The organism is Ferdinandcohnia jepli, from assembly GCF_047246645.1.
Lineage (GTDB): Bacteria > Bacillota > Bacilli > Bacillales > Bacillaceae_L > Ferdinandcohnia.
Genome location: NZ_JBFOKR010000002.1, coordinates 1 through 26,216 on the forward strand (window position 1 = coordinate 1; position 26,216 = coordinate 26,216).

The following is a 26,216-nucleotide window of genomic DNA, read 5'->3' on the forward strand; positions in this document are numbered from 1 at the left end:
GCTACGCATCGTCGCCTTGGTGAGCCGTTACCTCACCAACTAGCTAATGCGCCGCGGGCCCATCTGTAAGTGATAGCTAAAAGCCATCTTTTAATAGGAGACCATGTGGTCTCTTATGTTATCCGGTATTAGCTCCGGTTTCCCGAAGTTATCCCAGTCTTACAGGCAGGTTGCCCACGTGTTACTCACCCGTCCGCCGCTAACCTTTGGGAGCAAGCTCCCAAAGATCCGCTCGACTTGCATGTATTAGGCACGCCGCCAGCGTTCATCCTGAGCCAGGATCAAACTCTCCGAAGAAAGTATTGATTGCTCAATAGTTTGTTACTTGAATTAAACGTTGACGCTTGTATTGTGTTCAGTTTTCAAAGAACTTTTTAGTCACTTCTCAAAAGCGACTTTATTAATATAACATTTTCTAATACCTCAAGTCAACATCTATTTTTAAAAGATGTTATTCAATGAAACATTGTTTCTTAGTCAATCACTTTGTCGCGATGACTTAACCTATAATACCAGTCCCATATAAAAGTTTCAAGGTTTTATACCTAGGTAATTATTGGAAAACAGTAGATAATAAATTTCTAATATAATTTTTAACCAAGCATTAATAAACCCTTCACTTTCAAACCACAAGTTCCATAGCAGTTCTATAACTCCAATGCTTATCTTCAATCTTTCATTCAACAAAAAAAGAGATTCACCTGAAATAAGATGAATCTCTTCTATAATAATAAGTTTTTACTTTTGATAACGTAATACTGGCTTTCTTGCAGCCAACGTTTCGTCAAGTCGTTTAACCACAGTTGTATGCGGAGCCTCTTGAACGATTTCTGGATTTTCTTCTGCTTCTTTTGCAATTTGGATCATTGCATCGATAAAATCATCCAATGTTTCTTTAGATTCAGTTTCTGTTGGCTCGATCATCATACATTCCTCTACATTAAGTGGGAAGTAGATTGTTGGTGGATGATAGCCAAAGTCTAGTAAACGTTTCGCTATATCTAACGTACGAACACCTAATTTCTTTTGACGTCTTCCAGAAAGTACGAATTCATGTTTACAATGCTTATCGTACGGAAGGTCGAAATGTGGTGCAAGACGACGCATCATGTAGTTCGCATTTAACACAGCATATTCTGTAACAGCCTTAAGTCCATCTGGACCCATTGAACGAATGTAAGTGTAGGCACGGACATTGATACCAAAGTTTCCATAGTATGGTTTCACGCGTCCAATTGATTGTGGACGATTATAGTCGAAGTGATAACCTTCTTCTGTTTTTACAAGAACTGGTTTTGGAAGGTAAGGAATTAAGTCAGCCTTTACTCCTACAGGACCAGAACCTGGGCCTCCACCACCGTGTGGACCAGTAAATGTTTTATGCAAGTTAAGATGTACTACATCAAAGCCCATATCTCCTGGGCGCGCCTTACTAAGAACTGCATTTAGGTTCGCACCATCATAGTAAACCTTACCGCCAGCTTCATGGATGATCTTTGTCATTTCGAGAATGTTTTCTTCAAATAATCCAAGTGTATTTGGATTAGTAAGCATGAGAGCAGCTGTATCAGGACCAACAACACGGCGTAAATCTTCAAGGTCAACTAGACCATTTTCATCAGATTGAACTGTGATCGTTTCGAAGCCTGCTACAGTTGCTGATGCTGGGTTTGTTCCATGTGCGGAGTCTGGAACAATTACTTTTGTACGTGCAGTATCATTATTAGCCTCATGGTAAGCACGAATCATCATTAATCCAGTCCATTCACCATGTGCACCTGCAGCTGGTTGAAGAGTTACTTCATCCATACCAGTAATTTCCTTTAGATGCTCTTGCAGGTCATACATAAGTTCCATTGCACCTTGTACTGTTTCTTCTTCTTGTAATGGATGTATATGAGCAAATCCACTATAACGAGCTACATTCTCATTAATTTTCGGATTGTATTTCATCGTACATGAACCAAGTGGATAAAATCCAGAGTCTACTCCATGGTTACGCTTTGATAATGCTGTATAGTGACGCATAATATCTAACTCAGAAACCTCTGGTAGTTCAGGTTCTTCTACACGTATATAGTCTGCAGGGATAACTTCATTAATATTTACTTCAGGTATGTCTAATTCTGGCAAGCTATAACCAATTCGACCCGGCTTGGATAGTTCAAAAATTAATGGTTGATCTTGCTTATTCATTGCCATCCCCCAATTCTTTTACAAGTGTGTCAATTTCTTCTTTTGTGCGAAGTTCAGTTACAGCCACTAACATATGACCTTCTAATTCTGGATAATCACGGCCTAAATCGTATCCGCCAATAATTCCTTTTTGAATAAGATGAGCATTTGCTTCTTTTACAGACTTACCTAAGTTAACCACAAATTCATTAAAGAACGGTCCATCAAAAGCAACGTTAATGCCATTGTTAACAAATTGAGTTTTTGCGTAATGAGCTTTTTGAATATTGTTTGTAGATATTTCTTTTATACCTTTTTTACCTAGAGCAGTCATTGCTACTGATGCAGCAAGTGCATTTAAGGCTTGGTTTGAACAGATATTTGATGTCGCTTTGTCTCGACGAATATGTTGTTCACGTGCTTGTAGTGTTAATACAAATCCGCGCTTTCCATCTTCATCAACTGTTTGACCTACTAAACGACCAGGAACTTTCCGCATTAATTTAGTTGTTACAGCAAAATATCCACAGTGAGGTCCACCAAATGCAGCTGGAATACCAAATGGTTGCGCATCCCCTACTACGATGTCAGCACCAAATTTCCCAGGAGGTGTTAACGCCCCTAATGCTAGCGGATTGCTTGATACAATAAACATGCTCTTACCAGTATGAGCAACTGCTTCAATTTCTTTTAGTGGTTCAATCTGGCCAAGGAAGTTTGGATATTGAACAATAATAGATGCTACATTTTCATCCATTAAATCTTTTAAAGCTTCGATATCTGTTACCCCATTTTTAGTTGGGATTTCAACAACTTCGATATATTGTCCTTTTGCATATGTTTCTAATACTAAACGGGATTCAGGATGAACCGCCTTTGAAACAAGAACTTTTTTATTTTTTGTATGTCCTGTTGATAGCATCGCTGCTTCTGCAAGTGCAGTACCACCGTCATACATGGAAGAGTTTGCAACATCCATACCTGTTAGTTCACAAATCATCGTTTGGAATTCAAAGATCGCTTGAAGCTCTCCTTGAGAAATTTCCGGCTGATAAGGTGTATAAGCTGTATAGAATTCAGAACGAGATAGAACATGGTCGACGATAACCGGCATGTAATGGTCATATACACCAGCACCTAGAAATGATGCATGTGAACGAAGATCAGCATTTTTAGAAGCAAGTACTGATAGTTCTTTCATTAATTCAGGCTCTGACTTAGCTTTCTTAATGTTGTATTCTCCTTTGAATCGAACACTTTCAGGAATATCATTAAAAAGTTCATCAACAGTGGATACTCCGATTGCTTGAAGCATTTCATTTTTGTCTTGTTCCGTCATTGGTAAATAACGATGTTTCATGAATGTACCCCTTCCCTAAATAGGATATTAGTAAACCATTATTTTTTTGGACGTTTGTAAAATGGCGTTGCCACTACTACAGCTTTAAGACGCTTTTTACGAACCTGTACTTCAACTTCAGTACCAAGCTCTGCATGCTCTGCTTTTAGTAAGACTAAACCAATATTCTTTTGTAGCGTTGGAGATTGAGTACCAGTTGTTACTTCTCCCACTTGTTCTTCGCCTACAAACACTTCATAGCCGTGACGAGGAATCCCTTTGTCGATCATTTCAATACCGACAAGCTTCCTAGGAGCACCTTCTTCTTTTTGTTGCTTAAGAACAGCCTTACCGAAAAAGTCATCCTCTTTGTTAGGTTTTACAGCAAATCCAATACCAGCTTCGATCGGAGTGATATCCTTTGATAATTCTTGGCCATAAAGTGCAAGATTTGCTTCAAAACGAAGTGTGTCACGTGCACCTAAACCACATGGTAAAATTCCTTCTTGCTTCCCAGCTTCTAAAATCGCATTCCAAATTGTCACAACATCTTCTGCTGCGCAATATATTTCAAAACCATCTTCACCTGTATACCCTGTTCTAGACACCAGTGAACTTTTTCCGGCAACTTCTACTTCATCATTAAATTTAAAGAACTTGATTTCACTAAGGTCTGTTGTTGTAAGCTTTTGTAAAACGGTTTGGGCTAAAGGACCTTGGATAGCAACTTGGGCAATTTCATTGGAGATATTAACAACTTCTACATCTCCAAACACATGCTGCGTCATCCACTCAAAGTCTTTCTCAATATTTGAAGCATTTACAACTAATAGGTAGTCGTTGTCTGCTTTTTTATAGATTAATAAGTCATCAACAGTTCCACCATTTTCATAACACATTGCGGTGTATTGAGCTCCGCCGTCTTTTAAAAGCGAAACATCATTTGTCATCATTTTTTGTAAATATGCTAAGCTACCAGTTCCCTTTACTGTGATTTCTCCCATATGAGAAACATCAAAAAGACCTGCTTTGGTACGAACTGCTTCATGCTCTTCTTTAATACTAGAAAACTGAACAGGAAGATCCCATCCACCAAAATCAATCGTTTTTGCACCAAGCTTTTGATACTCATTAAATAAAGGTGTTCGTTTTAATTCAGACAATCTGATTCCCCCTTACATGATTGTTAAAAAATTCAGACTACACAAAAAAGGACAGATAGACTCCACATATGTGAAGTCTCTGTCCTTGCACCTGAAAGTTTACCTCGTGTTATGTATGATGAGGCTTTCCCCTTTGGTGGCCAACACTTTAAATGAGTGGCTCTCTCCAGAGTTGCGTCGAACAAGAGTCTTTTTGCCTGAGAGATTCACAGTTACTGCTTGCTCCTTCGGCGCTACAAATTGTAGTCTCTCCCCTTGTTGTCATTCGCGATATTCATATATTTCATTTTTTTGGTAATACTAACGAAACAGCTATTGAAAATGACCCATACTAAGCTTATTCGCTCGGTATTTAACAAATTAAAGCGGTTTCGAAACTACTATCATCCTACCATTTACGAGCGGTTTCGGCAATAAATTATTTAGCTAACATTACTGTATTTTTATAGTCAAACGTTCGTATTTTGGAATCACTTATATTTTTTACTACACTCAACGAGGAAAGGACTGTGAAAGTATGAATGTCGATTTTGAATTTGATCACTCGTGGAAAGGTGACTTTTTACAGAGAATTGACGAAGACGGTCCTTGGGCAAACTGGGAGCTTTTTAAGCTTGCTTATGAAGTGGAAAAGCATCAGACCATACCTGAATTTGAAGGGTTACAAGCGCCTAAGCATTTACCACAACTTACACCACTTCCACATCAACTTGAAGTTGCAAAGCAAGTCGTTGAAAAAATGAATGGAAAAGCTATTCTGGCTGATGAAGTTGGGCTTGGAAAAACAATAGAAGCTGGCCTCATTTTAAAAGAATACATGATTAGGGGATTGGTAAAAAAGGTTTTAATCCTTGTACCAGCATCCCTTGTTTCACAATGGGCAATGGAATTAAATCAAAAGTTCTATATACCTGCTGTCCAACAAAAGAAAAGTTATATGTGGGAGCAGTATGATGTAGTTGTTTCTTCTATTGATACTGCAAAACGCAGCCCACACCGAGAAATCGTATATGAACAGGATTATGACCTCATTATTATCGATGAAGCTCATAAGTTAAAAAATAACAAAACCAAAAACTATGAATTTGTTCAAAATCTAAAAAAGAAGTTTTGCTTATTGTTAACAGCAACTCCTATTCAAAACAAAATTGAAGAGATTTTTAATCTTGTATCCTTACTTAAGCCAGGTCACTTAGGGAATCAGTCTTATTTTGATGAACTATATGGAAAGAAAAAGAAATCCATTGAAGACCATGAGCATTTAAAGGAATTAGTGAATAAGGTGATGATTCGAAATCGCCGTGATGATACAGGGATTGAGTGGACGAAACGTAGGGTTGAAACTGTACCGATTGAATTCTCTGAAACTGAACAGGAATTATATGACGCAATTACAGCCTATCGTTCAAGCTTTTCACCATTTGCTTCAAGCATGTTCTCTATTTTAACTCTACAAAGAGAAGCGTGTAGTAGTCGTGAAGCCGTTTATTTCACACTGAAAAAGATGCTAGAAAAAAAGAATGAAGACGGTGTTCAGGTCCCTCAGGATTTGGTTATGGGACTTATGAAAAAAGTAGAACAGGTGTCTCAAAATTCTAAGGCAGAAAAAGCAGTTGAATTAATTAAACAAATTAATGATAAGGTTATTATTTTTACAGAATATCGGGCTACACAGATGTATTTACAATGGTTCCTTCAACAGAACGGAATATCATCGGTCCCTTTCCGTGGTGGCTTTAAGCGTGGAAAGAAAGACTGGATGAGAGAATTATTTAAAGGGAAATTTCAAGTGTTAATTGCAACTGAAGCAGGCGGTGAAGGTATTAACCTGCAATTCTGTAATCATATTATTAATTATGATTTACCTTGGAATCCGATGAGACTTGAGCAACGGATTGGTCGTATTCACCGTCTTGGACAGGAAAAGGATGTTCATATTTATAACTTCGCCACAAAAAATACAGTTGAAGAACATATTCTGAAGCTTTTATATGAAAAAATTAATTTATTTGAACGAGTTATTGGTCAGCTAGACGAAATTTTAACGAGATTAGATATTGGAAACATTGAAGACCATATCCAAGATATCCTTCTACGGTCTCGTAGTGAAGGAGAAATGAAAATTAAGATGGAAAACTTAACTTCAATTATTAGTTACGCTGAAGAAGATGGTGGTGAACAGCATGCAGCAACAGGAAATCGTTAACTTTCTCGAAAAATACTTTGTATCCAACCATTGTGAAATTCTCGAGAGACAACAAGGTTATATGACAGTACAGTTAACAATTGATTTGGATAAACAATTGATGAATCGACCTTTTTATTGGACGTATGTAGAAAAAACAGGTGGAACACCAAATCCAATGAAACTCACTTTAATCACCGACCGAGACAAAACAGCAGATGATGTGAAAGGTGACTTCATTCATTTCGGGGCACCACGCTTGCACCAAATTTTCGAATCAACAAAACAACTTGCAAGCTATATCAGGTTGTATCAACAGACAACCCCAATGATGCAGGGAAATACCCCGCTTTATCCATGGCTAGGCTTAAACGTGAAAGTTTCCTATAAATGTGACCGTAAACGCGATATATTACTGTCACTTGGGATTCAGCTTATTAACGGCAGTATTGTTGAAGAATTCCAAGAAAAGCTTGATAAGCTTGATTTAAAACCAAAGATTCCAGATTTAACATATACAATGTCACCGCTCATAAAACCACAGAGTGGCCTGAATCGTCTGCAACAATATATCCGTGGTTTTGTTGAGAGCCAAGAACATACATGGGCAGATGATGCTCGCAAGCGTTGGGATGAGGACTTGGCCCTATTAAATTCATTTTATGAAGATGTCGAAGAAAAGCCCGAAAGCTACAAAATTGAAAAAGAAGCATTACGTGAGCAGTATGAACCAAAAGTTATTGTCGAAATCATCAATGGTGGATTGTTCTATTTATGTCAAAACGCCATATAAATCTAGCCTATCTCTGTTTTAGGGGATAGGTTACATTTTTTTGTGGGTTATTTTAGAAAAAACGTTCGACAAATCACTTATAAATAGTTGGAAAAGCTACAAAAACAGGCATGACTTTCGACCTGTTTGTTAACTTCTGCTATTCAAAAGTTTACAAAGACTAGGTCGAACCTCCTTCATTTCGAGGTAATTCTACATAATAGCGGATAATAAACGCTTTTTCTTCAACAGAAATGGGAATTGCCTTAAGTTTTAAAAATATTTTGACATCGACATCCTTCTACAGAATGTTTTTATTTGTTCATTTATACTTCTAAATGTAATACCAAGGTTCTATACATATATAGACTATCGTTTTAGGTCAGTCAGCTGGGTTTCGAACAGACAAAGGCAAACCTATTGAAAGATGGGGACGCAAAGTCACAGGTCTAAGGTTGGAGTTTATTTCAATTACGATGGCTGGACTGCCTGGAATACTAATGTATTTTGGGAGGTTAATGAAAAGTATGATGAAACGAATTAATGAGGAACTAGATCAGGAATGGGTTGACTTAATTTTGGAAGCACTAGAAATGGGAATTAGTGAAAATGAAATTAAAGCGTTCTTTATTGAAAAAGCTGACGGACTAGATACGATGATCGGTTAAGTTTACATCTTGCCACTCCGTTTCTGTTATCACGGTGCCTTTTTCGTGAAAAAATTGTTGAAAATCGTTCGTCATACAAAACAAACTTCTTCATTATATGTTATAATCATATATGAAGGAAGGTGAACGTAATGATTGGCCAACGTATCAAAACATACCGATTACAAAGGAAACTATCTTTATCAGAATTAGCAGAGAGAGCTGGAGTAGCGAAATCATATTTAAGTTCTATTGAGCGCAACCTCCAATCAAATCCTTCTATTCAATTTTTAGAAAAAATCTCTTCCGTACTCGGAGTTTCAGTTAATATACTACTCCATGAAGAAGGTCACGAAGCAAAGATAGAAGAGCTTGATTCTGACTGGGCCCAGCTTGTTCAGGAAGCAATGAAATCAGGAGTCTCAAAGCAAGAATTTAAGGAATTCCTTGAATTTAACAAGTGGAAACAATCTAACAAATAAAATAGCACTTCAGGAAGATGAAATGGGAAGTTCATCTCTTGAGTGCTTTTTTTATTTATAACGGAATGTTAGGCTTTTTCCTTCTAGGGTTATCAGGGATCCGTCTAAGTAATCCTCCAAGTTTAGAGTATATATTTTTGTAATAGCTCCTGTGAATAATATAAGAAATCACGATAATACCTATTGTATTCTTCACCAGGTCAAAAGTAGACGTAGATCTAAATGGCACATAATATTGATGTATCTCATCTAATACGCCATACAGAAAAGCTATCAAAAAGGCTCCGATCTCCTTTTGTATATTTAAATTTCCAAATGTAAGAAACGCAATAATTAACAGGAAATATAGAATTGCAAATTCAAATAAATGGCCTATTTCAAGTATTGCACCAAGAAACAGAAAAACAGGTATGCCAATTTTTGAATGCATACCCTCAAACGAGCTTGGATTAAAGGTACTAGACTGAACCCAGATCCAAAACATATACAAAACAGGTAAAATTCTCAAAACAAAGCAAAGAGCTAATTTTATCATATAATACCTACCTTTAATATCTAAAACATTCAAATAATATAATCATTTTATACATATTTTGTAATGAGCATACATTTAACTTTTTACAAACTCGCCCCCATTTGCTTTCCAAGCAAATGACTAAACATTCCTCGTTTGTCTTTGGCTAATTGGTGAAAACCACCTTGCTGAATCACTTCTCCTTGATCTAATACAATTACCTGATCAGCGTTACGAATAGTAGATAAACGGTGTGCAATAACAATGATTGTCATTTTTCCTTTTAACCGTTCGATTGCCTCTTGTATTTTCGACTCGTTTTCGGTATCTAATGCACTTGTCGCTTCATCCAAGACTAATATAGAAGGATTACGCAAAATTGCTCTAGCTAATACTATTCTTTGGCGTTCTCCGCCAGATAGTCGAATACCACGGTCACCGATAAGAGTATCAAGTCCATTCGGAAGCTTCCGCACAAATTCAGCAGCAGATGAGAACTCAAGTGCCTCCCAAATCTGTTGTTCACTTGCGTTTTGATTAATAATTAATAAATTATCTCTAATGCTTACATTAAATAGGAAAGGGTCTTGAGGAACATAACTAATTGATTTTCTCAATGCCATTACATTTGAACTTGATAATGGTTGACCATCAATCAAAACCTTCCCAGATTCATGTTGGTTCAGCCCCATCAATAAATCAATCAGAGTACTTTTCCCAGCCCCAGATCGCCCAACTACTGCTGTCATTTGGTAGGAAGGGATATAAATATCTATCCCTTTTAATGCATATTTTTGATCACCCTCGCTGTATTTAAAAAACACATTTTTACATTCTATACCTATAGCAATTTTGAGTGGCTCTTGCTCAATATCTTCGACTATTTCTTTAGCTTCCAAACAATCCTGTTGTAGTTTAATAACAGCTTTAAGCGCTGGTGTTATTGTTGCCATTTGCTCCAAACCAGCTTGAATCCCAGTAATACGTGGCCATAACCTAGAGAAAATTGCAACGATCAGTAATAATTGCGCAACTTCGGTATTGAAAAATGTTACTGAAAAGTATATAAATACAGCTATTAGAATGATGGAGGCAACTTTATAATTAAATTGGGATAACGATTTGAGCTTAGAATAATTAATTTGTTCATCATGTAGCTGTTTCGTCATAGAACTATACCAATTAATCCGTGATTCTTCCAAATTGTTGCTCTTAATCTCTTTTATACCGTTAAAACTATCCGTGATTCCAGCAAGGTAACTCTGGCCGAACTGCCAATTCAGTTTACCTAATGCTCTTGATTTTTTAATAAAACTATACGAGCAGAGAGTTAAGAGAAAACCACTTAAAAGAACAAAGAGTGTAATCTTAGGTGAAAGGATAAAAGCTACGATAACTTGTATTGTTGTAAAAATAATAGCAGTTATAAACTGTAGGAATGTATTTGTTCCTGCACTAGCCTGTGCAATCTCGGCTGTTAAAGAATTAATAATATCTGACTTTCTCTTTTTTAAAAAAAAGTTCCAGTTTGAATATAATAATGCACTATACGTTTCAATTCTGAGCTTTCTGAAAAATCCATGTTGAATTTTTGTATTTTGAATGGTTAGATACCGATGGATTAGGTTTTGGAGAATTCCTACCACCACAAAGATTATAAGAATAGAAGTGAAACTTAGTGTTTCTACTATTCTATTCAAATACTCAAAAATAAACGAGGCAGATGAAAGATTACCAAAGTCCATACTTATAAGCCCACTAGAGGTAATTAATGGGATTAGCATGATAATCCCAATACCATCTAGTAAGCTAATAATCATCATAGCTAGGAGGTTTACATAGAGCTTCTTGCCAGCAAATGTACTTAGTTTTTTATAAAAATAGAGAATATGTTCCACTTTTTAACCTCCAATTAATTCAAGGAATACTTCTTTGTTCTCCTCCAAAGTAAGAGAAACGGTCGTAAGACGAAATATAAGAAATGCAATCTATTAGGTAGTGGCAAGGTTTCAACATCAGTATAGTACGGATAGAACGTGCTAAGAGTATGGATTACCTTTTGTCTAAGGGTCATTAATGATAACAAATGTTTTTTATGATAGTCTGAAATTTCTTGGGGTAATGGTTCAGAGTGTAAGTTGACCATTTTTTCAATATAGAAAATGGCCTGTTGCGCTAATGTGAATGGTCGCTTTCCTGTTGTTAAAGGCTCCAGTTGATGAGATAAACCTTTACTACCAAGTAATTGTGCGCTTAAAACCAATGCTTGGCCTGCAATATGGTTACATTTATATTTTCTTACATGGCGAGTTAGTGACACCCAATCTATGTCTTTCTTTACAATTTGTTGAATATCTGTAAGCCATCTAAGACGAGACCAACCATGTCTTGCTCCGTGAGTTACAAGAAATAAAAATAAATCCTCTATTCCTAAAATATAGACAGGAAAACTTGTTGTTGAGTAGATTCTTTTTCTCTTCCATAAGTCGGAAAAGCTGGGTTCCATACTTGGAGCTGGATTTAATCTCCAATGAATTTCAAGTTTGATACCCTTAGATGGATGAAAGTAAGTAAAATGATGGTGTCTCCATTTCCAGTCATTCAAAACCGATTGAATGTATTCATCTTTCTCATATCCAGCTCGTAAGATAAGTTCCTCAGCCTTCTGCAGATCTTCAATTGGAATAAGAACATCTAAATCCCCGGATGTACGCAGGGATAAATCACCATACAAATCTGTAGCAAGAACTGGCCCTTTTAAAAATAGAGGATGTATCTCATTTTTTAGAAATAGTTGACTAACCTGTTCCATCTCACCGCATAATTGCAGCATCTTAAACGTATTATTTCGATAATAATGCGAAAGTTGTTGCATGATATTATCTGGAACAAGCTTTTCTTCAAGACTTTTCAATTTTGGAAAGATGAATGGATATACTCGATGGTGAAGAGCTAATTCCATCAATAGTTCCCAATCAATATTATCAAACAAAGCTCTCTGATTAGGTGGAAGGGTTACCACATCTTCCCACTTACAAATCTCTAAAAGAAGTAGAGTTTCACGTGGTATATTTGTTAAATCAAGTTGATTTTTGATATTCATTGTTTTCTCCCTGTAATCCAGTAGTACTAATTCGTTTCGCAAATTTACCCACTACCGTGAATTTCTCCATACCGTCAGCACCGGAAACATAGAAGGTTCCACTGCGTAACCAAGCGTGTGCGATCATGTTTCCATTCTCATCCCTTGCTGTTCCTAAATAAAGCGTACTTTCAATTTTTCGACGTTCTAACATCTTCATACCTGCAATTGCTTTTACTAAACACTGACTCTCCCAAAATGTATAACCACTCATAATATGAATGGCATTTGATATGTTTTTTAGATTTTTGATATCATCTTGTTTCTTGAAATAAGAGGTTTCCTGCATCGGATCTCCTAATGAAGGAACAACCTTTGAAAAAGGTATTGCTTTTAAAAAACGGGCCCAAGCCAACATAAAATAAGCTTCTATAAATAGAGTTTTCGTACGATTATTAGAAGATAAAAATAGTATTAGACTTTTTAAAAATTTCATATCATATCCTCACATTGTAGAATTCTAATTCGTAATCTCAATTAGACCTTCCTTACTAAGACTCTCTAGAAAATCAACTACTTGTTCCTCACATTCTTTTGAATCTACATCGAAACTAGTAACTAACTGGGTTACTATCTCTTGTACTGATAACGGTTGAGACATTAAATCCCAGATTTCCCCACCAATTTCACCTAGATTAAAATATTTCCCACGGGTAACACTTAACATTACCTTTTCACCACCCATGTCGCTAACGATATTTCCCTTAGCTTGAGTTACCACTGAATTTACAGTAATATCTTGATTTGTAATCATTTAAGTTGACTCCTTTTTAATTGTTGATAATATAAGATCCGCTAAATCGTGTGCAGTGAATTGAGTTGTTGGCCTTTCAAGTCTGTATACATCTACTTTACTCGCAAGATTAGTCGTTGTATGAAAATGCCAATCAAATAACCCTAATGGTTCAAGAAGAAAATTACGATAGGTATGAGTAAACAGGGTTTGTAATCGTGCAAGGTTTTGAACCTTCTCCATTTGAATATTTTCATCAGCTGTTTTTACCAATTCAATAACACCTGCAAGTGGCAGTTGTTCATTACAAAACTGATTAACAACCGGAACCGCAAATTTAGTTTCTCGATCAACTACCGGTCTTAGATTACTAGATTCCATTCCAAAGTTATCCAAGCTCTGCTGCCACAGCTTTTGCTGAGGATAGGCAGGTGTCACCATTGGGATGTTATCCTCGTTAAAGGAAACAGGGATTACATCATCGCTAATTAATTTATATCCCTTGTGTAAAAATGCAGCCGCTAGTGTTGATTTACCTGCACCTGAATCTCCAACGATTGCGTAGGCTTTACCGTTGATTTCGATGGCACTGCCGTGTAAGGATAGGTATTTCCGTTGTGTAAGCAAAGTCCCCATACAAGTACCAAGTAAGTAAAGCCTTAATTGATCTTCATTAACATCTTTAAACTTATTAATAGTAATTTGATTTCCATTTAGAACAGAAAAAATTGCAACATTTGGCACTCGAAAGATAACTAGGTCTTCATTTATTACAAAATTATCACATATTGATGATTCCTGTTCATCAGAAAAACCTAAATCTTTTACTTCGATATCAGTCGAAGTATAATCAAAATCTTCTTTTTGCAATTCAGGGAATGCAATTTCACTTAATATGTTTAAGCCAAAAGCTATATAGCCTATTTTTCCCTTATTATTTGTCATAGTTCCCCCGAGAGTGTAAATATTTTTACCCCTTAGACAACAAAAATCGTATAAGGGGTACCCTTAACATAAACTTCCAAACTAAAAGTGCTTAATCTTAACTTCCTAACAGATCAGGATGAACACATGCCTTGTTTATCTTCCCGTCAGGATTAATGTTCGGATGTTCACTAGTGCAATAGCTATCCGATACTGCATTTCCGTCTCCACCCATTGTTAAACCAATTTCAAGAACCTCTATTGACGGCTTGCTCCACGCTTTTTTCATTCTATCACCCCCTTTCTAGTTTAAACTTTTAATAAAACGATAGAAAACTAGACACCTAGTTAAGGCTCTAAAGTCAGTATTAAAAATATATTCTGGACGAGGTATATTTTCATATTTAGAAACAACATTTTTTACTATAGTTTGATTAATATATTTACCTATTCTATCGTCAGTAGACACTTGATGGAGTTCATCGATAAACTGTTTCCAAACAGGTGTTAGTCTGTGTATCAGATCAGCGGACTGAATACCACGACTTTTATTATTAAATCTTACTTTTTCTGGAAGGACACCCTTAGTTGCTCTTCTAATTAAAGATCGATCCAATCCTCTTTTTGAATATTGGTCCTCCGGGATAGACAAACAATATCGAATCACCCTTAAATCATTAGTGGGATCTCTCTCCCACAATGAGTTTCTTAAAGATAGCTTAGTAGATGCTGTTCCTGTTTTATTCCAAAAAAATAACTTCTCAAAGTGTTCATCTCGAATATTGAATAAGTTATTTCTGTTTCTATGGTCATTATTAAACCCAAATGAATCAAGCTTTTCATAAACATTTGTGCGTTTCTCTAAGGAATTGCTTATTAATTTTGGAAATTCATCTGTACCAAAGGATTTCTCGCTCATAAGAAACATATTTAATATAGGAAAACCTTTTTTTATAACTGCTGGTAATACATTTGATTTCCCTGTGGAGAAGTTTTTACAATATAAATCCAATTCTTTATAAAGATGAATTAATTTCATTTTTCTCAACAATTTCGCGTAATAGTTTAAGTTAATTTCAATTGAACCCCAAGAAATAGAAAAATTACCTCTAGCACCATTTAATAGAATTTTTGTACCATTTTTTGCTGAATACTCATTTATTCCACTTAACCAAAAAGAGTTTTCAAAGAACTTGTATGGCATTTCATTAATTTGCAGAAAACTTTCTATTTCTAAAAAAGCGTTTTTCCCTGGAAAGTCTAAGTAATGATCATTTATATTACCTACAAAATTTACAGTTTCCTTAATAAATGGTCTCTCATCAGATACAAAGTATTTTGATGTCCAATCTTTAAAATTACTTTCAGGAATGAAACTGTATGTATTTAATTTTTTATTACGTTTTTTAAGTGCCCTTGCTGCAAAGCTAACTACTGCCCCAGAATCAAGACCTCCACTTAATTGCGAGCCTACTTCACCGTAAGTTCGAAGTCTATCTGTTACAGATCTGTTAAACACTTCTTTAAATGCTTCTTCGTATTCGGCATCTGTTTTAAACTTTATCTTCTGTCCTACTACGACATTACAATAACGAGAAAGGTTAATTTTATTATTAGTAATTGTTATGGAATGTGAAGGTGGAATTTGTTTGATATGCTTATATACGGTTGAGTTAGTATCGATTGCATCAACCATACTCGGTATCGTAATAAATTCAGCTATCCATTCTTCATTTAGCTCCTTGTCAACATAGGGTAGTGTGAACAAAGATTCGATTGTTGTTGAAAATGCTACTCTTGATTGGTCTGAATAGTAATATAGTGTTCGTGACCCTGAAAAATCTCTTGCACCAAAGAGTTTTCTATTTTTTTCATCCCAAATTATAAAAGCAAAGTCTCCAATTAAGTGTTTCGGTACCTCTTCTTCCCATTTACAATATCCCATTACAATTAATTGGGCATCCGTTATTGTCTTTCTTTTACCTACGTCTATGTTGAGTTTTTCAAAAAGTTCAATTCGGTTATCTATAATAGCATCTGATGTAATATAAATTTGTCGTTCATAGTCATACAAAGGTAATACTTCTCCAATTGACTCCGGAGTAATCCATTGACCATGGCATCCTAAAAAGATATTGTCCTTATGAAATGTATGTATCATGTCTGCGGGATATTGAAGAAATGTTCCCATCATTTTCTTTGTTTGTACTGGAGATATTGGTTCTTCGTTTAGATTGTATATTCCAGCAATTGCACTCATAATTACCTCCAACTAATCAAAATGTCATTATATAAAAGGTTAGAAATAACATTTCAAATCTTTTAATTATTAATAAGAATTGCCATCTCTTCAAATTTATTAAGTTGATATTCTTTTATAAACTCTCTCATATGAACTAAGTGATGTTGATGGTGCTCCACGTTTCTTGTATGAGTTTGTATAATATCTATAACATTATTTAAATTGAATGATTCTTTATATTTAGCCATCATTCCGATGACTAGCATTTTTACAAGTGAATAGTTAGCGATTAACAAACAATAAGCATTAAACACGTCCTTTTCTTTATCAAGAGGAAACAAGCTTTTAAAACAATAATTAACTAAATAATTCTCTAATATATACTCATGTTTAGAAAAGAAGTCTGTATATGTTCCTTGATATATTTGTTTATATAAATCTATACTATCTTCTCCAAGGTTATCATTTGTATAATTAAGACCCTCTAAGGATTCTAGTATGCATGTTAGATACCTCTGATCTTTAAGCCCTGTAAATAGTCCCATATCTATGAATTTTCTTCCAATCTCCATTTGTTTTCTAACAGAAGTTGGCAAACCACTGATTCTTTTTAAAATTCCATCACTATCTATTAAATTCAAATACTCTTCAATTAATCCTTGGATTCCCGATTTATCATTAGTAGCAATGTATTCTTTTACTTGTTCAAAAAACAATCCCAGAATGAGCAGCCTAAAAGATAAAGTTAATTTTCTATTCTGCAGTAGTTCAATTGAAAATGAACGAAGTTCAATAAAATATTGACCAACGTGTGTTGATTTCTGACTCTCAGTATTTAAGTTATAGTAAATTAAATGTCTCACTTCATTTGATTCATCTTTTTCTACAAATGATATTCCGTTTTTATTTAATAGAGCTAATCGAGCAATTTCGGGACATGACAAAGTACCAGAAGTTTCGAAATTTCCATTTATGACGTTAGTAACTCTTGGAAAGGTTGCACAGAGATTTGGTAGGTAACTTTCCCCTCTTTCAATATGGACACTACAAAGTTTATTGTCATTTAATAAAGGGCAGTAGGATTCAGAGTTTAATGAAAGTTCTGCAAATCGCTCTTTGCTAGGTTTCTGATCAATTTTTCTCATATATTGTTTTAGAGAAGCCTTTAAGTCACCATCTTCAAGTTGTTGATACTTTTCATATGTCTTCTGATCAATGGTGATTCTCCAACCTGAGCAACAGGTATCTTCACAATTAGATCCTATACACGAAAATTCTTCTAGATATTGTGGGGTAAGTACAGCTCTTGTTTCCAATTCAATTTTCCTCTCCAAAAAACTTATGTGTTTTTTTAATAATTAGTTTAATATCGAAAAAAGTTCTGTATAAAGAACAATAAGAGTATAAAAAATATTGAAATAATACGATAAAAAACTTAAATATTTTTCTTTATTAAGAACAACTTATATGTAATTTATCATCTTTATACCACTCCGTCAATCCAAAGATTATAAATAGACAACAAAATATTATGTGTCCTCCATTTACTAATACTAGCACACCAATTTTTTTAGGTAATTGTATAAAGTCTAGTATTACTGCTTTCACGTCCTACACAAATATTTTCTTTGAAATCTCGATCTCCTTATAATCAATTATAATTTTTGGCCAGAGTGAAAAAAACGTTGTTCTCCCTGGAAAAGACAAACACACATTATAATGCCTAGATAATTAAATTTATATTGTCCAAACCTGCAGCTATACTATCTACAAAAAGATATATTTGTAGTAAAACGTCGAAGGTTTATTCTTTAAAACGAACAAAATGTGGTATAAAATATAAAAATAGAAGTAAATAGTTAAAATTTCAACATAATAAATTCATTTTCCACGTTCTATAAAAATTACACTGATTCTTAATTTAAAATTATATTTTCAAAGCACTTTTATAGCTTCATGGTTTTTATCCATACCGAAACAATTCTATTTTCAGAAAGGAGTCTGAATGAATAAGTTATATTCAAATTTTGCCAAAGCTGACAAGTTCTTAGAAGGGAATGTATCAATTTATTTAGATTTAATTCGTGGTATTTCAGCAATATTAGTAGTAATGGAACATTTAAGTTCAAGGCTGTTTGTGGGATATGGAAATGTAGAAAATCCAAATTTACTTGTACAAGGTCTATATCTTCTAAATATTCTTGGAGGTCCTTCAGTAATTATATTCTTTGTATTAAGTGGACTGTTTATTTCAAGATCTGTACTTAAAGCAGTTCTTCAGAGTAAATGGACATGGGAATCATATTTGATAAATCGATTATCAAGACTTTTAGTTGTATTAATACCAGCATTAATCCTTACATTTATTTTGGATAGTATTGCTATGAATCTATTTAATTACCAGGGTTATGAAACTCTCTTTGAAAATTCCATAGAATTTGTAGGCAACTTATTTTTTCTCCAAAATATCTTTGTTGGTGTTTATGGATCAAATGCACCTTTATGGAGTTTAAGTTATGAATTTTGGTATTATATGCTTTTTCCTCTGATATTCTTATTGTTTACTAAACAAAAGATAATTTTAAAGGTGTTTTATTTAATGTTAGCGGTGTTAATTATTTCAACAATTGGGACACGTATGAACTCATATTTTGTTATTTGGTTAATTGGTGTAGCAGTTCTTTTCTTCCCAAGAGTATCAATGAACAATCGTAAATTAATTTTAATCTCATCTCTCTTCCTATTGTTAGTATCTATAACTGTTAGACCATTGGTAATGACAGGTAGGTTATTTACCAATGGTTGGACAGAAGATTTATTTTTCGCAGATCTTTTTGTGGGATTAAGTTTTGGCCTATTTATTTACACATTGGTATATGTAATGCCAAATAAGTTAAAAAGAATTGAACTAAAGAGATTTGGAAAATTCTCCAGGATTCTAGCTAGTTTTTCATTTAGTCTTTACTTAATACATTATCCAATTATAAACACGGTTTACGGTTGGGGAGCTATGAAAGGATATAATGGCCTACAGCCCAGTATAGTATCATTTGGGATCGAGCTCGTACTAGTGACAATACTTTGCATTATTGCATATTATTTTTCAAGGTTTACTGAGGCTAAGACTTCAAACATACGAAAATTTGTTATATCACTTTCATTAGGTCTAAGGAAAAAAGTGGAAATAAGAAAAGGGAATATTGCAGGTTAGCACTAAAAGCACCGGGAACGGTGCTTCTTAAATTTTATTTATGTGGAGTAATAGTAATAGAATGGCCATTTGAATTATTATATCATTCATGAATACCCAATTAATTTCATTTACGTCAAATACCATTTAATAATAGTAAAGTATTTTACTTGCCCTTAAGAGTTAAAACATTAATTTCTGGAGTATTCAAAAAACGAAAATTCAAATATGGTCTTGCATTACTACTTCCAAGCCCTGCACTTACATATTGTTTAATATTTTTATACTCCCATAAACCTTTAACCCTATCTTGTGGAGGAAAAAAACCGTTATTTTCATCCCAAGCTTCAGGAACAAATACAGCACCTATAAACGGTAAGCGAATCTGACCACCATGGTAATGTCCAGCAATAATTAAATCGTAATTCATAAGTGTGTTTGCTGAATCTGCCGCAATACTGTCAATCCTTGCGTCAACTATTGGGTAATGATTTAACGCTATTATTACATCCATATCTTTATTATATTTGATTGCTTTTATCTTCTGATACAATTGCAAATAATATTCTAGATGTCCTGTATATGATAAACTCTTTGATTCAATTTTCTTATTGGTAGATTGGATATACGAATCATTAAGAATTGATATTTCGAAGTTAACGAAATGGACTTTTGAATTTCTAATTTCTACAGACTGAAAGGATTCTAATAGTTTTACTCCACGCTTTTCCATCTCTTTTATAAAATCTACTTTTAAAAATTGCCCTTCCTTATTTACATAGTAGCTCTGTGGATCTGTGTTACCGGGCACAAAGTATGCTACTTCTTTATTTTCTATTCCATCCAGCAAATTATAAAAAGTGCTGTAATTTTTACTAGTTTTGCTAACCAACATATCTCCTGTGAATACAATAGCATCGTATGGTACTGAATTTATCTTATCAATTAATCTTGCTTGACTCTTTCCAAACACCTCTTCATGTAAATCTGACACTTGGAGAATCGTATAGCCTTCTAATTCCACTGGTAAATTATCGATTACTATTTCTTGCTCTACTATTTTGATTCGTTTATTATCCCAAATTGTATAAACTGTTATGGCTATAATTGAAATAAAAATAGCAATCAAAAAATACCCTCCTGCCTTTTTCATTGTATTCACCACATTTTCGTATCATTCTTAGAAAATTGTTTTAGAAAAATTAATACTTGAATATGTAATTTATCAAAAAGCCCCGATAACGGGGCTCTTACCTAATGATATTGTACTTTGGTGTATTGTTTGATGCCTTCGTAACCTTAACTATCGACACCCCAGGTTAAATCACTAAATCGGGTATTCGCTGGAAATGAATCATCGATAAAGTCACCCGGATTAGTGTTCGCCATCGTCTTACTTATCTCCAATACTTCTAATTCTGGTTTTTCCCATTCCTTTTTCACTTTTTCACCCCCTTTCAGGTAAATGTGTTTATGAATCGATACAGAACAACGCTTCGCATTAGATTTCTAATATCCGGATCTGTAGCAAATCGAGGAAGAGCTCCTTCTTCTGCTTTTAATAGACCCTGTTTAAATACTCCACCATCTATGTATTCTTGCATTCTATTGTCTAAAGCAAGTTCCCTTGCCTCTTTTAAAAATGAGGTCCAATATGGTTTCATACGATGGACCCAATCAGCACCCTGAACTCCTTTATATCGTTGGTTCAGTCTAACTGTATCCGGTAAATAGTTCTTTGTTGCCCTGCGAATAAGGGCACGGTCTAAGCCATTTTGAACATATTGCTCTTCAGGTATAGACAAACAGTACCGGATTACTCGTATATCATTTGTTGGATCACGTTTCCATACAGAGTAACGTAGTGATAGTTTAGTAGATAAGGTATTTGTCGCATTCCAATGGAACACTTCCTCAAAATGCTTTTTACGGTGCTCAAAAATATTAGTAGTTGAATACCAACCAGTTTCATCTATACCATGTTGCCTAAGCTTATCTAAAACACCGGTCCTCTTAGCGAATTTGGAATTAATTAGACTTGGTACATAATATGGCTTACTAAATAATTGATCAAGGAATGGAAATGCTACTCTTGTAATCACGGGAAGCCTTCGCATTCTTGCTCCACCTACATTTTGACTATAGTAATTTAATTCTTTGATAAGACGACTCCAACGTAGTCCTTTTAAGAGTAAGGAGTAATAATCTAATGCAGAGCCCCAAGAAATACTTAAATTCCCTCTACCGCCACTTAACAAAACACCTACATTCTCTTTGTGAGCTTTTTCGAAAATCCCCTTTATCCAGAAAGAGTTTTCAAAGAACTTATATGGCAGCTCATTTGTCGCGAGAAAATCATCAATTTCCATGTATGGATTACGACCGTCAAAATCTAAATAATGAGATTTAATACCTCCTACATACTCCACGGTTGACTTTATTAAGGGCGTCTCATTAGGTAACAAATACTTTGGAGTATAGTCCTCAAAGTCATTTGACGGAATATAACTAAACGTATTAAGCGCTTTTTCTTGAAGGTCTTTTGCTGCAAAGCTAACTACTGCTCCAGAATCCAAACCACCGCTCAAGTGAGACCCAACACCCCTAAAAGTTCGTAACCTTGAACGGACCGCTTTTTGAAAAACCTCCTGAAAAGCTTCAACATATTCATCGTTTGCTTTTAGCTTTAGCTTTTCTCCTGTAGGAACGTAACAATATCTATTAATAGAAACTTTATTCTCTTTAATTACAATACTATGTGAAGGAGGTACTTGATTAATTCCTTGATAAGCAGTATTGGAAGTATCAACTGTATCTACTACTGTTGTGATAGCTAAAAACTCAGCTAGCCAACTTTCGTTTAACCTCTTATTAACATAAGGCAACATTAATAATGGCTCTATTACAGTACAAAAGGCAAATCTCTTATCGTCGTTATAATAATAAAGAGTTCTACTTCCTGAGAAATCTCTCGCACCAAAAAGCATTTGCTTTTTCTCATCCCAAATCATAAAGGCAAAATCCCCTATCAGGAACTTAGCAGAGTCTTGTCCCCACTTCAAGTAAGCCAATAGAATTAATTGGCTATCTGAAACTGTTTCCCTTTCGTATCTACTTACCTGTAATTTCTCGAATAACTCATCTCGATTGTCAATAATTGCATCAGCAGTTATCGTAACTCTACTTTCTGAATCGTAATATGGTAGCCTTTCATTTATTGATTCTGGAGTAATCCACTGTGCATGACATCCAAGAAATACATTATCCTGGTGCCAAGTTTTAATATCATCTGCTGGAAATCTCTGAAGGTACTTCATTAAAGTACTACCATTCTCAATAACAGATTCGTTAATACCATTATAGATTCCAGCTATTGCACTCATTTGTTTCCTCCTACATTATTCTTCTATTAAAAAATTTGCCTAAAATATGATTTTGGGCTAGTATTCGCAACTTCTTTTCTTTATTAAGAACGACAAAACTTACAAAATAACTACCTTAAATTGATAGCCTAGTGTACCACTTTATTTAAGTTCAACTTGCATTTCAGTAGTTTCATACCCATTTGGATTATTCACTTGCCATCTCCAAGAGTCTTTACACATATCAATTAGTGTCTTTTGTGCTACCCAATTTAGCTCTCTTTTTGCTTTCGATACGTCAGCATAACTTATCGGACTATCTCCGGGTCTCCTGTCTACAATTTCATATGGGATTTTTTTAAAAGAAACCTGTTCAAAGGACTGAATCATTTCTAAAACACTATATCCAGTTCCGGTTCCAAGATTATAGGCGTTGACTCCATTTGTTTCCAAAACCTGCTCCAAAGCCTTTACATGGCCAATAGCTAAATCTACCACGTGAATATAATCTCTAATTCCTGTACCATCATGAGTAGGGTAATCATTACCAAACACTTTTAGCTTTGATCGCTTACCAATAGCCACTTGTGTGATAAATGGTACTAAATTATTAGGTATTCCATTAGGGTCCTCACCGATTCTCCCACTACAATGAGCTCCCACCGGATTAAAATATCTTAGTAATGAAATACTCCAATCATTATTTGAAATATATAGGTCCTGTAAGATCTGTTCTATCATAAGCTTAGTTCTTCCATATGGATTTGTAGCGTGAAGAGGTAAATCTTCTTTAAGTGGTACGATGTCTTGAGATCCATAAACGGTTGCTGATGAACTGAATACCAAATTATATACCTTATATTTCTCCATCAATTCGCATAAGTTTAATGTTCCAACGATATTGTTATTATAATAGTGAAGTGGTATCTGAACAGATTCCCCAACAGCTTTTAGACCAGCAAAATGTATAACTGCTGTAATTTCATTTTCAATAAATACCTTCTCTAAAGATACCTTATTACACAAATTAATATTATAAAATGTAATATCTACCCCGGTAATTTCTCTTATCCGATTTATCGATTCAATTTTACTATTCGAGAGGTTATCCACAATTACCAATTCAAAGCCTGCCTTTACTAATTCTACACAAGCATGACTCCCAATATAACCTGCTCCACCAGTGACCAATATTTTCATAAACAAATCCCCTTTATATTTGCATATCAAAAAAGAGCCACCTATTTAGGCAGCTCTCCGTTTTGTATAATGTTAATTAGTAATTCCTTATTTGGATAATTTGTTTCAGTATATTGCTTCTTAACCTTTTCAACATCATATGGCACTCTTACAATTGTTGCTTGAATAGCTTTGTCTTGTATGTCAATCATAGCATAGGAAGATTGTGCAAGACCGTCAAACGGTAGGCCAACACTTCCTGTATTTATAATGCATTTTCCATTAATAAATTTAATATAAGGCTTATGGATATGAGCATAGATATAAATATCTGCTTCTGTATCCTTTATCAAAGTATTTTGGACAATTTGGTCAGCTTCAGAGGGTAACACAATTTCAAACAGACTATCTGGTGTAGCGTGGAAGGCGTTTATTTTCTTACCCTCAAACTCCAATGAGAGACTAGTTGGAAGTTTCTCCAAATAATCTATATCTTCCTCGCTCAGTTGCGAAAATGCCCAATTACGTTCTAAGTTCATGATCTCAAGTGCCTGATCAGGGACCTCCCCTTTTCTCACCCCTCGGACCAACCATTCATCTGCATTTCCTTTAATAACTTCTGTATGTAAGGATCTAACCAAATCTAGTGAACTCTTTGGTTCCGGCCCTCTAAAACATAAATCACCTAAGACGTACACTTTTTCAATATTTTTCTTTTCAATATCCTGAAGAACAGCCTCAAATGCTACTGCATTTCCATGGATATCCGAAATAAAAGCTAGTTTCACTTGTTACACCTCTTCTTTTTCTCAATAGTTTACATTATGTATGGACACCTTTTATTCACTATACAAATTATGAATTATATATCAGTTTTATCCTATAAAACGTTGGAATACACGCTATTATATTTACAAAAATGCGATTAAAAGCATAAAAATAACCGCATAATGTTACTTAATCAATCGCTTCTTTCCAAGAAATTGTAGGAGTAGCCTAGACCCGCTGACTACTCCCTATAACAGTTCATTATTTCATGGGGATTATAAGTTTACCTCTTTCTCTAAAATAGGGCACCTTCTTGTTCATGAATCACCTTCATTACCTCATCTTCAGTTGTTAACATCGGCTCTCGGTCCATATCCCGAATCCATAATAATCCATCGGGTAATGGGTTTATTTTTTTCTCTAGTGTTGGGAACTTGTTATAAAGAATAATATCCTTATAGATTTCAGGCATATTTAACCCTGCTTCAGTAAAAAAGTAGCAGGTTGTAAAAAAGCGCATATTTATTTCAGTAGGATTTGGAAAATCATTCTGATCATATGTCATATCGACACCATATACACCGTGAGGACGATTATCTATCGCAAGTATTGTATCAAGGGCGACCCTATTCACAATATCATCTGAATATGTCTCGCCAACTCCAGTTATCCCCGTTACCCCCGATAATGTACGATTCCCAAAGCCCCAAGACTTTCGTCTCCGAGTTTGAGCAACAACAAGCTCTCCTTCATACCAAACTGAAAGCCATGTTACAGTTTTATCAGACTGAAGTAATTCTGATGCAGTAAATGTTCCCCATCCGTTATATATATCAATCCAGTTTTTAGCAAACTCATAATCGTTAGTCGGCAATGCTCCTTTTCCACCCGCTCCAACCGTTGATCGTAACCAAATCTTTCCTTCTTGGTTTCCAAGTTGGTGAAAAGCATTTTTTAGATCATCTTGATGATTAATAATCATCGTTTTAGGGACCTTTATCCCGTTTGATTCCCATATACTATAAGATTGATATTTATCTGTGCATGCTTCAATAACACGATGTTCTGGCATAAACAATTTTGTTCCAGTTGAAATGATTTCATCTCTAAACTTTGAAGCTTCCAGTATCTCATGATCATTCATAAAAACTGCTAAACTCGGCTTTTCTTTATTTACTATTTTGAGTAAAGACTGCTTATACTCATTACCAAACGCATATTCATATGGGATGTGCCTTTTTGTTTTTGCTTTGGAGGAAAAAAGATTAAAAGGGTTTCTTGAAATACCAACAATTTCTTCCTTTGTTTTGGATTTATTTAATGATTTAATAACATTTTCTGCTGGAGCCACACCTACATCAGTAATTATGATTTTTTCCATTTTACACCTCTTATTTTG

The 26,216-nt window shown here is 34.8% G+C and carries 23 protein-coding genes, 1 rRNA gene and 2 riboswitches; of the genes, 5 read left to right on the forward strand and 19 right to left on the reverse strand.

Annotated elements, in window-relative coordinates; genetic code table 11:
* From AB3M96_RS02005 to gcvT, 4 genes are all read right to left on the reverse strand, one after another.
* A 16S ribosomal RNA gene (locus tag AB3M96_RS02005) occupies positions 1–297 on the reverse strand; the annotation flags it as partial.
* Between the two features lie 441 nt (positions 298–738).
* Positions 739–2,196 carry an aminomethyl-transferring glycine dehydrogenase subunit GcvPB gene (gcvPB, locus tag AB3M96_RS02010; RefSeq protein ID WP_412965893.1) on the reverse strand — a complete coding sequence of 486 codons (1,458 nt, stop codon included), beginning with the start codon at positions 2,194–2,196 and terminating at the stop codon, positions 739–741.
* Complete coding sequence (gcvPA, locus tag AB3M96_RS02015) at positions 2,189–3,535, reverse strand: aminomethyl-transferring glycine dehydrogenase subunit GcvPA (RefSeq protein WP_412965894.1); 1,347 nt, start codon at positions 3,533–3,535, stop codon at positions 2,189–2,191. Before gcvPA ends, gcvPB begins: the two co-directional genes overlap by 8 nt.
* A 38-nt stretch (positions 3,536–3,573) precedes the next feature.
* The gene (gene gcvT, locus AB3M96_RS02020; protein WP_412965895.1) at positions 3,574–4,677 is read right to left on the reverse strand and encodes a glycine cleavage system aminomethyltransferase GcvT; all 1,104 of its coding nucleotides are present in this window, start codon (positions 4,675–4,677) and stop codon (positions 3,574–3,576) included.
* Between the two features lie 175 nt (positions 4,678–4,852).
* A riboswitch (glycine riboswitch) is annotated at positions 4,853–4,942 on the reverse strand.
* A 252-nt stretch (positions 4,943–5,194) separates the two neighbouring features.
* Between gcvT and AB3M96_RS02025 the strand changes: the two genes are divergently transcribed.
* The 4 genes from AB3M96_RS02025 (at position 5,195) to AB3M96_RS02040 (ending at position 8,763) form a co-directional block, all read left to right on the forward strand.
* Positions 5,195–6,883, forward strand: coding sequence for a DEAD/DEAH box helicase (locus tag AB3M96_RS02025; protein ID WP_412965896.1), 1,689 nt, complete (start codon positions 5,195–5,197; stop codon positions 6,881–6,883).
* The gene (locus AB3M96_RS02030) at positions 6,861–7,655 is read left to right on the forward strand and encodes a YqhG family protein (RefSeq protein WP_412965897.1); all 795 of its coding nucleotides are present in this window, start codon (positions 6,861–6,863) and stop codon (positions 7,653–7,655) included. Before AB3M96_RS02025 ends, AB3M96_RS02030 begins: the two co-directional genes overlap by 23 nt.
* Positions 7,656–8,034: 379 nt before the next feature.
* A riboswitch (cyclic di-GMP riboswitch) is annotated at positions 8,035–8,127 on the forward strand.
* Positions 8,128–8,161: 34 nt separating this feature from the next.
* Positions 8,162–8,302 (forward strand): anti-repressor SinI family protein, encoded by a 141-nt coding sequence (locus AB3M96_RS02035; protein ID WP_412965898.1) that lies wholly within the window; start codon positions 8,162–8,164, stop codon positions 8,300–8,302.
* Between the two features lie 131 nt (positions 8,303–8,433).
* Positions 8,434–8,763, forward strand: coding sequence for a helix-turn-helix domain-containing protein (locus AB3M96_RS02040; RefSeq protein ID WP_412965899.1), 330 nt, complete (start codon positions 8,434–8,436; stop codon positions 8,761–8,763).
* Positions 8,764–8,818: 55 nt separating this feature from the next.
* On the opposite strand, the gene AB3M96_RS02045 is transcribed toward AB3M96_RS02040, so the two are convergent.
* The 9 genes from AB3M96_RS02045 to fliB form a co-directional block, all read right to left on the reverse strand.
* Entirely contained in the window at positions 8,819–9,247 is a 429-nt protein-coding gene (locus tag AB3M96_RS02045; protein WP_412965900.1) for a VanZ family protein, read from the reverse strand.
* Positions 9,248–9,381: 134 nt separating this feature from the next.
* A complete protein-coding gene (locus AB3M96_RS02050) occupies positions 9,382–11,175 on the reverse strand; it encodes an ABC transporter ATP-binding protein (RefSeq protein ID WP_412965901.1) in 1,794 nt (597 codons plus the stop codon).
* Positions 11,176–11,189: 14 nt separating this feature from the next.
* Positions 11,190–12,380 carry a nucleotidyltransferase domain-containing protein gene (locus AB3M96_RS02055; protein ID WP_412965902.1) on the reverse strand — a complete coding sequence of 397 codons (1,191 nt, stop codon included), beginning with the start codon at positions 12,378–12,380 and terminating at the stop codon, positions 11,190–11,192.
* Positions 12,358–12,855, reverse strand: a complete 498-nt coding sequence (locus AB3M96_RS02060) for a lasso peptide biosynthesis B2 protein (protein WP_412965903.1) — start codon at positions 12,853–12,855, stop codon at positions 12,358–12,360. Before AB3M96_RS02060 ends, AB3M96_RS02055 begins: the two co-directional genes overlap by 23 nt.
* A 24-nt stretch (positions 12,856–12,879) precedes the next feature.
* Positions 12,880–13,173 (reverse strand): lasso peptide biosynthesis PqqD family chaperone, encoded by a 294-nt coding sequence (locus AB3M96_RS02065; protein ID WP_412965904.1) that lies wholly within the window; start codon positions 13,171–13,173, stop codon positions 12,880–12,882.
* Entirely contained in the window at positions 13,174–14,097 is a 924-nt protein-coding gene (locus tag AB3M96_RS02070; protein ID WP_412965905.1) for an HPr kinase/phosphorylase, read from the reverse strand.
* A gap of 97 nt (positions 14,098–14,194) precedes the next feature.
* Positions 14,195–14,365 carry a paeninodin family lasso peptide gene (locus AB3M96_RS02075; protein WP_412965906.1) on the reverse strand — a complete coding sequence of 57 codons (171 nt, stop codon included), beginning with the start codon at positions 14,363–14,365 and terminating at the stop codon, positions 14,195–14,197.
* A 15-nt stretch (positions 14,366–14,380) separates the two neighbouring features.
* Positions 14,381–16,336: an asparagine synthase-related protein gene (locus tag AB3M96_RS02080; RefSeq protein WP_412965907.1), complete on the reverse strand. Its 1,956-nt coding sequence runs from the start codon at positions 16,334–16,336 to the stop codon at positions 14,381–14,383.
* Between the two features lie 62 nt (positions 16,337–16,398).
* Positions 16,399–17,634, reverse strand: coding sequence for a flagellin lysine-N-methylase (fliB, locus tag AB3M96_RS02085; protein WP_412965908.1), 1,236 nt, complete (start codon positions 17,632–17,634; stop codon positions 16,399–16,401).
* 689 nt (positions 17,635–18,323) lie between these two features.
* Between fliB and AB3M96_RS02090 the strand changes: the two genes are divergently transcribed.
* Entirely contained in the window at positions 18,324–19,529 is a 1,206-nt protein-coding gene (locus AB3M96_RS02090; RefSeq protein ID WP_412965909.1) for an acyltransferase family protein, read from the forward strand.
* A 145-nt stretch (positions 19,530–19,674) separates the two neighbouring features.
* On the opposite strand, the gene AB3M96_RS02095 is transcribed toward AB3M96_RS02090, so the two are convergent.
* The 6 genes from AB3M96_RS02095 to AB3M96_RS02120 all read right to left on the reverse strand — a co-directional run bounded on the left by AB3M96_RS02095 (position 19,675) and on the right by AB3M96_RS02120 (position 26,198).
* Complete coding sequence (locus AB3M96_RS02095) at positions 19,675–20,637, reverse strand: metallophosphoesterase (RefSeq protein WP_412965910.1); 963 nt, start codon at positions 20,635–20,637, stop codon at positions 19,675–19,677.
* A 170-nt stretch (positions 20,638–20,807) separates the two neighbouring features.
* Entirely contained in the window at positions 20,808–20,951 is a 144-nt protein-coding gene (locus AB3M96_RS02100; RefSeq protein WP_412965911.1) for a paeninodin family lasso peptide, read from the reverse strand.
* Positions 20,952–20,965: 14 nt separating this feature from the next.
* Positions 20,966–22,891, reverse strand: a complete 1,926-nt coding sequence (locus AB3M96_RS02105) for an asparagine synthase-related protein (RefSeq protein WP_412965912.1) — start codon at positions 22,889–22,891, stop codon at positions 20,966–20,968.
* Between the two features lie 141 nt (positions 22,892–23,032).
* Positions 23,033–24,070 carry a UDP-glucose 4-epimerase GalE gene (galE, locus tag AB3M96_RS02110; RefSeq protein WP_412965913.1) on the reverse strand — a complete coding sequence of 346 codons (1,038 nt, stop codon included), beginning with the start codon at positions 24,068–24,070 and terminating at the stop codon, positions 23,033–23,035.
* Between the two features lie 41 nt (positions 24,071–24,111).
* Positions 24,112–24,837 (reverse strand): metallophosphoesterase family protein, encoded by a 726-nt coding sequence (locus AB3M96_RS02115; RefSeq protein ID WP_412965914.1) that lies wholly within the window; start codon positions 24,835–24,837, stop codon positions 24,112–24,114.
* A 275-nt stretch (positions 24,838–25,112) separates the two neighbouring features.
* Positions 25,113–26,198 carry a carboxylate--amine ligase gene (locus tag AB3M96_RS02120; RefSeq protein WP_412965915.1) on the reverse strand — a complete coding sequence of 362 codons (1,086 nt, stop codon included), beginning with the start codon at positions 26,196–26,198 and terminating at the stop codon, positions 25,113–25,115.
* Positions 26,199–26,216 lie beyond the last annotated feature (18 nt).

Coding starts and splice junctions, on each gene's coding strand:
- gcvPB (WP_412965893.1), bottom strand. CDS start 2,196: ATGAATAAGCAAGATCAACCATTAATTTTTGAACTATCCAAGCCGGGT.
- gcvPA (WP_412965894.1), bottom strand. CDS start 3,535: ATGAAACATCGTTATTTACCAATGACGGAACAAGACAAAAATGAAATG.
- AB3M96_RS02025 (WP_412965896.1), top strand. CDS start 5,195: ATGAATGTCGATTTTGAATTTGATCACTCGTGGAAAGGTGACTTTTTA.
- AB3M96_RS02030 (WP_412965897.1), top strand. CDS start 6,861: ATGCAGCAACAGGAAATCGTTAACTTTCTCGAAAAATACTTTGTATCC.
- AB3M96_RS02035 (WP_412965898.1), top strand. CDS start 8,162: ATGATGAAACGAATTAATGAGGAACTAGATCAGGAATGGGTTGACTTA.
- AB3M96_RS02040 (WP_412965899.1), top strand. CDS start 8,434: ATGATTGGCCAACGTATCAAAACATACCGATTACAAAGGAAACTATCT.
- AB3M96_RS02045 (WP_412965900.1), bottom strand. CDS start 9,247: ATGTTTTGGATCTGGGTTCAGTCTAGTACCTTTAATCCAAGCTCGTTT.
- AB3M96_RS02055 (WP_412965902.1), bottom strand. CDS start 12,380: ATGAATATCAAAAATCAACTTGATTTAACAAATATACCACGTGAAACT.
- AB3M96_RS02060 (WP_412965903.1), bottom strand. CDS start 12,855: ATGAAATTTTTAAAAAGTCTAATACTATTTTTATCTTCTAATAATCGT.
- AB3M96_RS02065 (WP_412965904.1), bottom strand. CDS start 13,173: ATGATTACAAATCAAGATATTACTGTAAATTCAGTGGTAACTCAAGCT.
- AB3M96_RS02070 (WP_412965905.1), bottom strand. CDS start 14,097: ATGACAAATAATAAGGGAAAAATAGGCTATATAGCTTTTGGCTTAAAC.
- AB3M96_RS02075 (WP_412965906.1), bottom strand. CDS start 14,365: ATGAAAAAAGCGTGGAGCAAGCCGTCAATAGAGGTTCTTGAAATTGGT.
- AB3M96_RS02080 (WP_412965907.1), bottom strand. CDS start 16,336: ATGAGTGCAATTGCTGGAATATACAATCTAAACGAAGAACCAATATCT.
- AB3M96_RS02090 (WP_412965909.1), top strand. CDS start 18,324: ATGAATAAGTTATATTCAAATTTTGCCAAAGCTGACAAGTTCTTAGAA.
- AB3M96_RS02105 (WP_412965912.1), bottom strand. CDS start 22,891: ATGAGTGCAATAGCTGGAATCTATAATGGTATTAACGAATCTGTTATT.
- galE (WP_412965913.1), bottom strand. CDS start 24,070: ATGAAAATATTGGTCACTGGTGGAGCAGGTTATATTGGGAGTCATGCT.
- AB3M96_RS02120 (WP_412965915.1), bottom strand. CDS start 26,198: ATGGAAAAAATCATAATTACTGATGTAGGTGTGGCTCCAGCAGAAAAT.